This window comes from Exiguobacterium sp. s16 (assembly GCF_018618115.1).
In the GTDB taxonomy this organism is placed as follows: Bacteria; Bacillota; Bacilli; order Exiguobacteriales; family Exiguobacteriaceae; genus Exiguobacterium; species Exiguobacterium mexicanum_A.
The window spans coordinates 105,606-117,494 of the sequence record NZ_JACSLM010000003.1 but is presented as its reverse complement, the minus strand read 5'-3'; the positions used below and the strand labels follow the sequence as shown (position 1 = coordinate 117,494).

At 54.0% G+C, this 11,889-nt stretch carries 8 protein-coding genes; 2 read left to right on the top strand and 6 right to left on the bottom strand.

Translation table 11 applies throughout. The features are described from left to right. Positions 1-110 precede the first annotated feature (110 nt). The 6 genes from KNP86_RS07565 to arcA all read right to left on the bottom strand — a co-directional run bounded on the left by KNP86_RS07565 (position 111) and on the right by arcA (position 8,236). On the bottom strand, positions 111-800 hold the full coding sequence (locus KNP86_RS07565; protein ID WP_214753547.1) for a Crp/Fnr family transcriptional regulator: 690 nt from the start codon (positions 798-800) through the stop codon (positions 111-113). A 131-nt stretch (positions 801-931) separates the two neighbouring features. Then, on the bottom strand, positions 932-3,274 hold the full coding sequence (locus tag KNP86_RS07560; protein ID WP_214753545.1) for a glycoside hydrolase family 31 protein: 2,343 nt from the start codon (positions 3,272-3,274) through the stop codon (positions 932-934). Positions 3,275-3,453: 179 nt separating this feature from the next. Continuing rightward, entirely contained in the window at positions 3,454-4,416 is a 963-nt protein-coding gene (gene arcC, locus KNP86_RS07555) for a carbamate kinase (RefSeq protein ID WP_214753543.1), read from the bottom strand. A 15-nt stretch (positions 4,417-4,431) separates the two neighbouring features. Beyond that, positions 4,432-5,907: an arginine-ornithine antiporter gene (arcD, locus tag KNP86_RS07550; RefSeq protein ID WP_214753541.1), complete on the bottom strand. Its 1,476-nt coding sequence runs from the start codon at positions 5,905-5,907 to the stop codon at positions 4,432-4,434. A 54-nt stretch (positions 5,908-5,961) separates the two neighbouring features. Then, positions 5,962-6,990 carry an ornithine carbamoyltransferase gene (gene argF, locus KNP86_RS07545; RefSeq protein WP_214753539.1) on the bottom strand — a complete coding sequence of 343 codons (1,029 nt, stop codon included), beginning with the start codon at positions 6,988-6,990 and terminating at the stop codon, positions 5,962-5,964. Between the two features lie 16 nt (positions 6,991-7,006). Continuing rightward, positions 7,007-8,236 carry an arginine deiminase gene (arcA, locus tag KNP86_RS07540; RefSeq protein WP_214753824.1) on the bottom strand — a complete coding sequence of 410 codons (1,230 nt, stop codon included), beginning with the start codon at positions 8,234-8,236 and terminating at the stop codon, positions 7,007-7,009. 342 nt (positions 8,237-8,578) lie between these two features. Between arcA and mgtE the strand changes: the two genes are divergently transcribed. Continuing rightward, on the top strand, positions 8,579-9,937 hold the full coding sequence (mgtE, locus tag KNP86_RS07535; RefSeq protein ID WP_034779515.1) for a magnesium transporter: 1,359 nt from the start codon (positions 8,579-8,581) through the stop codon (positions 9,935-9,937). Between the two features lie 143 nt (positions 9,938-10,080). Then, on the top strand, positions 10,081-11,862 hold the full coding sequence (locus KNP86_RS07530; RefSeq protein ID WP_214753537.1) for a solute:sodium symporter family transporter: 1,782 nt from the start codon (positions 10,081-10,083) through the stop codon (positions 11,860-11,862). Positions 11,863-11,889 lie beyond the last annotated feature (27 nt).

Sequence of the window (11,889 nt, the reverse complement as noted above, 5' to 3'; positions counted from 1 at the left end):
CCAAAACTTTTCTTTGTGAGGATTCTCACTAATTATAACTGATGCACACGACCATGGCGAACGCTTCGCTTAGCCAGACATGCAAAAGACGCCGCGTATATCACGTGGCGTCATACCGTCGTCTGTTCAAAGTATTCGGGATGGCCAATCATCAATTCACGCGCATCGAAGTGAAGCACCTCTTCTTTTCGTAAGCGCGATAAGATGTTCGACACGGTCTCCCGTGACGTACCGGATAAGCGTGAGATTTCAATCGTCGTGAACGGACACCGGACGCGAACCCCCTCTGCTTCCGGTTCCCCGAGGTCTTCAATCAAGTAATGGATCGTGTTGAGCACGCGTTCGGTCGCACTCGGAGTGATGATATCCTGCACCCGTCGTTCGTGCAAGTCGAGAATCCGATTCATCTGTCCGACGATATGGAGTAACATCGACGCGTTCCGAGAGACGAGTTGTTCGAATCGGTCCGTCGGCATATAGATGACCTCGATATCGGTCAACGCCTCCGCCGAATGTTGATAATACGGTTCCGTCATCAAGCCACGATACGGGAACAGTTGCTTCGGTTTCAAGTAGTCCGTATATTGATGGGTCGCCGTCTCGTTGTTGCGCTCGAGCTTCACGTAACCGCTGATTAAAAAGTAGACGCGCTCCCGAGGATCGCCTTCCATGAATAAGAGCTGTCCTTTCCGGTACGTTCGACAATAGACATGGGGCAACAGTGCCTCGAGCTCACGGGCGGTACATTTGGTGAATACATCGAGTTGCCGCAAGTCGTCTACGGTCCATTTCGGTTTCATGTTGAACCCTCCAATCTATCTTGCCTCTCCTTTTAGTATAGTTGGATTCAATTTGAAAACGCTTACAAAATCCAACGATTTTCTGACAAAAAAAAAGAGGGGCTTTCACCCTCTTCGTCACAGCACGTTATTCAATCGAGCATCAACTCCATGATCGCATCTTGCAGGTCACGGTCGAGTTCAAGCGCGTGCAAATCGAACAGCCATGCCTCGAGCCGCGTCTTCGCTGCCGCCGATCGATACAACTTGTCTTTTAAATCATAAGAAATCTCGGCGCGGTCCAAGAAACGATACAAACGATCGAGCCGGTGATCGTTCGCCGTCAATTCGACCGGGAGAGACACCGTCATCTCTTCATCAATCGGACCGAGTTCGAGGCGCAGTGTCTGGGTCTCTCGATTGTATTCACCAGAACCGGTCACGCCTCGGAGGAGTAACGTGACGTTACGGTCAGACGGCAAGACGGTCCGGTCACCTGTAACGTGAATGTGGAGCTTCCGTTCCTCCCAATCAAGCGTGAACGTCGTCTCAGCGTAAGCACCCGTCTCATAGTCACGGTCCGACCCGTTGTCTTCATAGAGCGTGAACGTATTCGACGCGCCCGGGAAGACAAGAACTTCCAATTCGCCCGGGTTATCCGTATCGTTACGGCCCGAGTAATGCCGTGCCATCGGGATGATTGCCCCTGCTTTCGCGAACACTGCTTGTTCGTCAAGTCCCCGGAACACCCGAACCGACTTCTCTCCCGCATAGCGATGACCGGTAAAGAAATCGAACCAGTCACCTTTTGGTAACCAGACGTTCGTCGCTGCGACGTGGAGCTGTTTATTCATCGGCTCGACGATCGGAGAGATGATGAGTTCACTGCCGAAGTAGTATTCGTTCGGTACTTCATACGCCGCGTCCTCGTCCGGATGTTCATAATACATTGGTAAGATGAGCGGCAAGGCACCCGCGTGGTTCCGCCAGTTCATCGTATAGATGTACGGGATCAATTGATGGCGCAGACGCAAGAACGTCTTCATCGACCGCTCCGCCTCGAGACCGAAGCGCCACGGCTCTTTCCCGTTGAACGTACTGAACGTCGAGTGCAGGCGCATGATCGGACTGAACACACCGAACGCGACCCAACGTGCGGCGAGCTCATCGTCTTTTGAGCCTCGGTAATGGCCACCGATATCGTGACTCCACCAACCATAGCCGATATTGGAAGCGGTCGCCGTAAAGTACGGCTGGAACGCAAGCGACGCCCACGAAATCAACGTGTCTCCCGAGAAACCGACCGGATAGCGGTGACTGCCCGGGCCCGAATAACGGGAGAAGATGATTGGTCGATCGCCATCCCGGGCGATGTCGGCCGCATGATAGTGGTTCAGCATCCAGAGCGGGTCGAGCCCTTCCATTTTCGACGTCGAGCCTTGTTGCCAGTCGATCCACCAGAAATCGACGCCGTCGTCTTCATGCGGATGATGCATCTGCTCGAAATAGGCTTGAATGAAGCGTTTATCGGAAAAGTCGAACGGGATGCGGTCGCCTTGGGACGGATCGATGCCCATCGCCTCGGCCATCGCCACATATTGGTCTTCGAACGCACGCACGCCATCCGCCGGATGCAAGTTCAACGTGACGAGCAACCCTTCTTGCTTGAGCCACGTCAAGAATCCTTTCGGGTCCGGGAACAAGTTCTTATTCCATGAATAACCCGTCCATCCGCTCCCGTATTCTTCCGGGACGTCGGTGACGTGCCAATCCATGTCGATGACGCTGACCGAGAACGGGATGTCCTCTGTCTTAAACCGACGCATGAGTTCTTTATATTCCGTCTCGTCGTAGCGCCAATAGCGGCTCCACCAGTTGCCGAGCGCTTTTCGTGGCAACAGCGGCGTCGGGCCGGTCAATTGATAGAAGTCACGGAGTGCGCGCTTATACTCATGCCCATACCCGAAGTAGTACAAGTCATGGATATGTTTACGCCGCGGTTCGACGAAACGGTCCTCGGTCATGATGAACGAATCAGAGTCATCGATGACGGCATACCCTTGTTTCGAGGCGATGCCTTCACCGAGTTCGGTCGCCCCGTCGACATGGTCGAGCGTTCGCGCCGTCCCTTTCAACGTCCGCTCCGGTCCGTTAAACGTATAGCGGCTATAATACGTACTGAAGTTCCCTTTCACGTCGACGTAAAGCGTGTTCGGCGCGAACGGCCCTTTCGTGTAGTAGAGGTGGACGTGCTCCGTGATGATTTGCAATTCCGTCTCATTCTCAATCACGCGAAACTCTGGGACTGCGAACGCCCGGTTAAAGACGACTTGGGTCGGCCGGTCTTCGAACACCCCATCCTCGGCATACTCCATCCGAATCAGTTGGCTCGTCAGTACCGTGAAGCGATAGCAGCTCCCTTGGACGATTGCCCGATCATCTGCCTGCGGTTTCATTTGTTGCGTATAGACGTTCTCCTCTTCAAATAGACGCATAAGATCGAGCGTTGCCGCTCTTCGTCACTCCCCTTCTTAATTGTGCAAACGTTTACACTCAAAATGATAGCAATGTCTAAATCGACATACAACATTCCTTCCCCATGTCGGACCATAAAAAACGACGAGCAGCCAATTCAGGAAAAAAGCCACAGACGCTGATGTCTGTGGCGTTGAGCTTATTGTTGGAGCGTCGCGGCGAGTCGGACGCGCGTCCCGACCTCACCTCGGACCGCCGCAAGGGCTTGTTCGAGCGACGTGATGACGGCAACCCGGTCGTGTCCTGATTCGGCGAATTGAAGGGCGGCCCGAACTTTCGGCAACATGCTGCCCGGTGCGAACTGGCCTTCGGCGATAAACGTCTCGAGTTGTTCTTTCGTAGTCTCCTCGAGCGCCCGGGCCGACGGTGTCCCGAAATCGACGAACACGTGCTCGACGGCCGTCAAGATGAGGAGCATGTCGGCGTCGACGAGATCGGCGAGTTTCGCAGCGGCAAAATCTTTATCGATGACCGCCTCGACGCCGATATAGCCATCGGCTGTATCGATGACAGGAATCCCCCCGCCGCCAGAGGCGACGACGATGTGCTCATGGGCGACGAGGTCACGGATGACCGCGTGCTCAAGAATCGCCACTGGAAACGGGCTCGGGACCACGCGGCGATAGCCGCGACCGGCGTCTTCTTTGAACACATAACCGGTCGTCCGTTCAAGCTGCTGCGCTTCCGCCTCGTCATAGAAAGGACCAATCGGCTTCGTCGGGTGACTGAAGGCACTATCGTTCGGGTCGACGACCGACCGCGTGACGATCGGTGCGACCGAACGTTCCAAACCACGAGATCTCAGTGCTTTCGTGAGGGCGTTCTCGAACCAATAGCCAATCATCCCTTGTGTCATCGCCCCGCAAACGTCGAGCGGCAAGGCCGGCGTCGCCGGACTGTCCGACGCAGCCTGCTGCAACATCAAATTTCCGACTTGCGGCCCGTTGCCATGGGTGATGATGACCTCAATCCCTTCGGCGACAAGCGCGGCCAGTGATTCCGCCGTCGCCTCAACGGCTCGAATTTGAGCCTCGGCCGTCGCATCTTTACCTTGTTGAATCGCATTTCCACCTAGTGCGATGACTACTCGTTTATTCCGCATATTGGTTTCCCCCGATCAAAAGACTGAGATATTTCCTGAGACGATGCGCACGACGGCCAAGATGGCGAGCGCGGTCAAGACACCGGCCACGATCCACTCCGTCTTCGTCAACGTCTTGATGCCGTTCTCACGTTGCGCCTTGATGTAGAGCAACGTACCTGGTGCGTACAGTAACGTCGTCAAGAGCAGATAGTCGATTCCGGCCGCATAGATGAGCCAAATCCCGTAAATCGAGGCGACGGCTCCGATGATGAGGTCGCGGGTCCGACGTTCACCGGCATTGTAGCCGATGCCGTTCTTCGCGACTTTGACTTGATAGAAGGCCGAGAAGACGTACGGGATCAAGATGGCGCTCGAGGCGAGCGAGAACGCGAAATTATACGCCGCATCCGAGAACAGGAACGTGAAGAGGAACAGCTGGATCAACCCGTTCGTGAGCCAAAGCGCGTTGGCCGGCGCATTGTTTTTGTTCTCTTTCGTGAACCATTTCGGGAACACGCCGTCTTTCCCGGCTACGAATGGGATCTCAGCGGCGAGCAACGTCCAGCCGAGCCATGCTCCGAGAACTGATATGACGAGACCGCCATTGATGAGCATCGCGCCCCACGGTCCGACCGCTGACTCGAGCAAGTACGCCATCGCCGGTTGCGAGGCGTTCGCCACGTTCTCTGGATTCATGAGACCGAGCGACATGACCGAGATGAGCAGATAGATGATGAGCGTCCCGAGCAATCCGATGACCGTCGCTTTCCCGACGTCCGAGCGCTTGCGGGCCCGTCCAGATAAGACGACCGCCCCTTCGACCCCGATGAACACCCATAGTGTGACGAGCATCGTCGAGACGACCTGGTCTCTCACACTACCCCATGAGAAACCACCCTGTCCCCAGAAATCGAACGTGAAATTATCGAGGTTGAAGAAGAATAAGGTGATGGTGATGAAAGCAAAAATCGGTACGAGTTTGGCAATCGTCGTGATGATGTTGATCATCGACGCTTCGTGGATACCACGTAAAATCAACGAATGCACGAGCCATAGCATAATCGAGGCACCAATGATCGAAGCGATGTTTTGACCGCCTTCAAAGATTGGGAAGAAATAGCCGACCGAACTGAACAGAAGCGTCGCATAGGCGACGTTGCCGAGCCACGCGGATAGCCAGTAGCCCCACGCCGAGTTGAACCCGACAAACTGACCGAAGCCGGCACGGGCATAACTGTACACACCACCATCGAGATCCGGACGACGCATCGTCAAATTTTGAAAACTGAGTCCGAGGGCGATAATCCCGATTCCGGTGATGACCCACCCAATCAAAATCGCTCCCGCGTTCGCACCTTGGGCCAAGTCGGCCGCCAAGTTGAAGGCGCCGCCGCCGATCATTGAACCGACGACGAGTGCCGTCAGCGCCCCGAGCCCTAAACGTCGATCTTTCTTCTCTGGTTGCACGCCAGCCGTTCCACTTGAGTCATGCGCTATTTTCGTAGACATTGAACTCATCCCTTTCGTTTAGTACGGGCCGGAGGGGAGATCCCCTCCCATCCGTCAGCGTTCAAGCCATTCGTTCGTGTCGGTGAGCGTCGCGGCCATCACCGCTTTAATCGTATGCATCCGGTTCTCGGCTTCGTCAAAGACGAAGGAGTGACGGCTCCGGAACACTTCATCCGTGACTTCCATCTCGCTCAACCCGTACTCCGCATGGATCGCCCGGCCGACTTCGGTCTCCAAGTCGTGGAAGGCAGGCAGACAGTGGAGGAACATGACGTCCGGATTATTCGTCTTCGTGAGCATGTCCATGTTCACTTGATATGGGTGAAGCAGTTTGATGCGCTCGGCGAACTCGGCCTCTTCGCCCATCGACACCCAGACGTCCGTGTAGATGACGTCGGCGTCGGCGACCGCTTCGTCGATGCTTTCGGTCAACGTGATCTTCGCCCCTGTCTCGGCAGCGACCGAGCGGGCAAAATCGACGACTTCATCCGACGGCCAAAGCGATTTCGGCGCACAGATACGCATGTCCATCCCGACTTTGGCACCACCGATGAGGAGCGTGTTACCCATATTGTTGCGCCCGTCACCAACGTAGACGAAGCGGATGCCAGACAGCTCGCCTTTCTGTTCTTTGACGGTCAAGAAGTCGGCCAAGATTTGCGTTGGATGATACAAATCCGTCAACCCGTTCCATACCGGGACACCGGCGTCTTTGGCCAGCCCTTCGACCGTGTCATGGGCGAAGCCGCGGAATTGGATGCCGTCAAACATACGCCCGAGCACGATCGCCGTGTCGCGCACCGATTCTTTTTTGCCAAACTGGATATCCGATTTCCCGAGGTATTCCGGATGCATGCCTAGATCGATGGCCGCCACAGTGAACGCACAACGCGTCCGCGTCGAAGGTTTCTCAAACAACAGCGCCACATTCTTTCCTTCACAGATTCGATGCGGGACGCCTTGTTTCTTTTGACGTTTGAAGGCGGCCGATAAATCGATCAAATAGTTCAACTCATCCCCTGAAAAATCGTTCAATGATAGAAAATGACGGCCTTTCAAATCAAAGTTGTACGTTGTAGACATGCTCGTTTCCTCCTCGTTAAATGTCTTTGCGGATAATCGGACAGCTCATGCAGCGTGGGCCCCCACGGCCACGCGACAATTCACTCGACATGATCTCGATGACTTCGACGCCTTCTGAGCGAAGCAACTCGTTCGAGACGTAGTTACGGTCGTACGTGACGACGACGCCTGGAGCGATCGCGAGTGTGTTCGACCCATCGTTCCATTGTTCGCGGGCAGCGGCGATCGGGTCTCCGCCCCCACATGGGATCAAGACGATCTCATCGAGACCGAGTGCGGCTTTCAACACGTTCAACAGATCCGTATGCTGGGTGATGTGAAGTTCACCCTCGGCGTTCAACGACAGTTCAAAGATGTTCATCTTGCCTCCTGGCCCTTGGATGAACGGGTGAATCGTGAACTTGTCATGGTCGACCATCGTGAAGACCGTATCGAGGTGCATGAACGCGCGCGACTTCGGAATCTCGATGGCGATGACTTTCTTGAACGTGCCGCCGTTTTTCAACAAGTTGAGAGCGACCCGTTCAATCCCTTGGGCCGTCGTCCGCTCGGAAATCCCGATGGCGACGACTTCTTTCGAGAGAACGAGTTCATCTCCACCTTCCATCGCGAAGCGGTAGTCGCGGTCCGACCAGATCGGGATGTCGTGTTTCGCGAATCGCGGATGATAGCGCATAATATATTGCGTGAACAACGATTCGCGGCGGCGAGCCGGCTCTTTCATCCGGTTGATGGATAGCCCGTTCCCGATGGCTGCCGATGGGTCACGAGTGAAATATAAATTCGGCATCGGGTCGAGATAGAACGGGTATGTGTCCTCAATCATCTCGTGCAAGTGGCGCCGTTTCTCTGGCTTAATCTCAGACTTGCGAATGCCGGCCATAACGGTTTCAATCAATTTTTCGTTGTCGTAGGCGAGCAAATATTCTTTAAGTGTCTCGTACGAGCCGTTGATATTCGATTTTGACTCCGCCAAGATATCGGCGACGAATCGTTCGCGCACCCCTGGCAGTGATAACGTTTCGGCCATTAAATTTTCTAGATAGAGTACTTCGACGCCACGATTTTGGAGCACGCTCGCAAAGTAGTCATGTTCTTTTTGAATGACCGGAAGATGAGGAATGTCGTCGAACAAGAGTCGTTCCAAATATTCTGGGGTCAAATTTTCGAGTTCACGCCCTGGTCGTTTCAATAGTACCGTCCTAAGTTCACCAATTTCTGAATACACGTGGATCGGATGTTTCAGCGTTGTATCCCGTGCGGTTTGTTGATCCGTCATCGATATCATCTCGCTTCCTCCTTGTGATTCGGGTGTGTTTCTACCCTTACATTATCAACTTACCCAATTCCGAGTTGGGCAAGTCCGACGTTTGGACTGTGGTGGATTCCACACTAAAGTGCATAGATGATGACGTGGCATGAATGAACAACCACTCGAGAAACGGTGCGTCCCCTCAAATCGGAGGAGAGAGACGTATACACACTGCATAGATTGTGAAAAAAATTCATAACATTTTTTTGATTTTGTTTGAGCCCGACTAAAGTCGTGACATAATATAGACAAATGATGTGAAAAGGAAGTGAGTCGATGGCAATCGAACGTACAGAACGCGCCCGTCATGAAGCCCAAGTGACAGCGCTCATCCAAAAAGGGGACCCGGTCGATTTCCGCGACGTGTTTCTCACACTCCATCCGGGCGAACAAGCCGACCTCTTCATTGAGCTCGAGCAACCGGGTCGCCAGTTCGTCTACGATGCCTTGTCCCCGGAAGCGTTCACCGACCTATTTGAAAAGCTCGAACTCGATGAACAAGAACAGTTCATCCAAGAGATGCCGCGTCCGTTCGCCGTACGCGTGTTGAACGACATGTTCTCGGATAACGCCGCCGACTTGATGACCGAGCTCCCGGACGATTTCATGAACGAACTGTTCGAGTTGATGGACGAGACCGAGGCGACCGAAGTCAAAGACTTAATGCGCTATCCGGACGATACGGCCGGCGCCATCATGACGACCGAGTTTATCGTGTTAAAAGCGGACAAGACCGTCGGTGCGACGCTCGAAGACTTGCGCGAACTTGGACCGGAAGCCGAGACGATCTATTACCTGTATGTCATCGACACCGATCGCCGGCTCGTCGGCGTCGTCTCGCTACGCGATTTGATCGTCTCCCCGCTCGATGTGCAAATTGCGGATATCATGGGCCGACGCGTCGTATCGGCCCACGTCCTCGCCGACCAAGAGGACTTGGCGCGGACCGTTCAAAAATATGATCTATTGGCCTTGCCTGTCATCGACAGCGAGGACCACTTGCTCGGAATTATCACGGTCGACGATGTCATGGATGTCATCGAACGAGAGACGACCGAGGACTTTGAGGAGCTGTCAGCGACAAAAGGATCGTCCGACATCAACATGGGACCGGTCGAAGCGGCTATGAAACGGGCCCCTTGGATTATCAGCCTTATGTTTCTCGGGATGATCACCGCGTCGACGATTGGTGGCTTCGAGGATACACTCGAAGCGATCGTCCTGCTCGCTGTCTTCATGCCGCTCGTCATGGGTTCGGCCGGGAACGCCGCCACCCAATCGCTCGTCGTCGCCGTCCGTTCAATCGCACTCGGGACGATCAATCGAAAGAACGTGTTGAAGATGATTCGCCGTGAGTTCGGGACGGGCGTCTTGCTCGGTCTCGCCTGCATGGTCGTCATCTTTGGGGTCATCACCGTTTTGTATGACAGTGCCTTAATCGGGATGATCGTCGGTCTGTCGATCTTTGCGTCACTCAGCGTGGCGACCATCGTCGGGACGCTCGTGCCGCTCCTCATCAATCGATTGAAACTTGATCCGGCCGTGGCGTCGGGTCCGTTCATCACGACGGTCGTCGACAACCTCGGCTTGATCATTTATTTCACGGTCGCGACTTCGTTGCTACGCTTTTTCTGACACCTGACATCTCAGGTGTCTTTTTTGTCGTGATATTTATTACAGTTCTTTTACAAAAGAGAAAATGGGAAATAATCATGATTTAGGACGGGTATTCATGAAAAGTACTTATAAATAAGAAGAGATTGAGGAAGGGATATTCGTTGACCATTCAACAAGTTGTTTACATATTGATCACAGGGGCTCTCTTCATGGGTCTCGTCGCATACGTGTCATACCGCATGACGAAAGGGAAAGTCGAGAGTGCCGACGATTATTTCTTGGCCGGACGTGGTCTCACTGGCTTGTTCATCGCTGGGTCGCTCTTATTGACCAACTTGTCGGCCGAGCAACTGATCGGCTTGAACGGCCAATCATTCGCCGGCAATATGTCTGCCATGGCATGGGAAGTCACGGCCGGAATCGCCGCCATCATCATGGCGCTCTTTTTACTGCCGCGCTTTCTCGGAATCGGTATTTCCACGATTCCTGAGTTTTTAAGCCAACGCTATGACGAGGACGTTCGTCGTTTGACCGTCCTGTTATTCTTGTTCGGTTATATGTGTGTCACGATTCCGTCGATGCTCTATTCAGGCGGATTGGCCGTCCTCCAACTGTTTGACGTACCGGAATTGCTCGGCATCAGCTTTGAGCAGTCACTTTGGCTCGTCATCTGGTTCATCGGGATTATTGGTGCCATCTATGCGATTTTCGGCGGACTTCGCGCCGTCGCCGTTTCCGATACGCTGAACGGGATTGGTCTCATCATCATCGGTTTCCTCGTACCGACGCTCGGCTTCATCGCGCTCGGTGACGGCAATCTCGTTGACGGGATGAAGACGATCGCGACAGAGAACCCGGAGAAACTGAACGCCATCGGATCAGCGAACGACTCCGTCCCGTTCTTGTCCATCTTCACCGGGATGATTTTTGCGAACTTATTTTACTGGGCGCTCAACCAATACGTCATCCAACGGGCACTCGGGGCGAAGAACTTGGCCGAGGGTCAAAAAGGAGTGCTCTTCACCGGTTACTTGAAGTTGCTCGTCCCGATTTTCATGTTGCTCCCGGGAATCATCGCGTTCCATCTGTATGGTACGAATGTCGACAAGGCCGACCTCGCTTATCCAAGCTTGATTGCCGACTTGTTGCCGATGTGGCTCATGGGCTTTTTCCTCGCCGTCTTACTTGGCGCCGTATTCAGCTCGTTCAACTCGCTACTAAATAGTATCGCCACGTTGTTCGTGCTCGATATTTATAAACCGAAGTTCAAACCGGATGCGTCAGACAAAGACTTGATTCGCGTCAGCAAATGGTTCGGGACGTTCGTCGCGCTCGTCTCGTTCTTCGTCGCCCCGAACTTGATGTATGCACCGGACGGCCTTTGGGACTTGATTCGCCGCTTCACCGGCTTCTTCAACATCCCGATTCTCGTCATTGTCCTAATCGGGATGCTCGTGAAACGTGTGCCGCCGATTGCCGCGAAACTTGTCATCGGCTTCCACGTCGTCACGTACTACTTCCTCGTCTGGGGGACTGAGCAGTGGTTCGGCTTCGACCTCGGAATCAACTTCATCCACATCTATGGCATCTTGTTCGTCCTCGAGACGGCCATCATGCTCGTATTCGCGAAAGTTCGTCCGATGCAGCACATCAATCCGATTCGCATCGACCTCGGTCGCGTCAAACCATGGCGCCATGCGATCTCGACGTCGATCATTCTGATTGCATCGATGGTGCTCGTCTACTTCGTCTTCTCACCGATCGGTCTCGCCTATGCGGACGGGATCGTCTCGAGCTGGTTCTGGCCGGCGACGCTCCTGTTGGTCGTTGCGACGAGCGGGCTCGTCTGGACGTCGTACCGCTATTGGTTACCGCGTTATGAGACTTATTTGAACAATCTCGATACGACAGAAACCGAGCGTGAAGAAGCGATCGGTGAATAAACAGCGTCTCCTCCGCCAGTGGCAGAG

Bases quoted from the DNA above. Each gene is read 5' to 3' on its own strand.
- KNP86_RS07565 (WP_214753547.1), bottom strand. From the start codon at position 800: ATGAAACCGAAATGGACCGTAGACGACTTGCGGCAACTCGATGTATTC.
- KNP86_RS07560 (WP_214753545.1), bottom strand. From the start codon at position 3,274: ATGCGTCTATTTGAAGAGGAGAACGTCTATACGCAACAAATGAAACCG.
- arcC (WP_214753543.1), bottom strand. From the start codon at position 4,416: ATGCGGAATAAACGAGTAGTCATCGCACTAGGTGGAAATGCGATTCAA.
- arcD (WP_214753541.1), bottom strand. From the start codon at position 5,907: ATGTCTACGAAAATAGCGCATGACTCAAGTGGAACGGCTGGCGTGCAA.
- argF (WP_214753539.1), bottom strand. From the start codon at position 6,990: ATGTCTACAACGTACAACTTTGATTTGAAAGGCCGTCATTTTCTATCA.
- mgtE (WP_034779515.1), top strand. From the start codon at position 8,579: ATGGCAATCGAACGTACAGAACGCGCCCGTCATGAAGCCCAAGTGACA.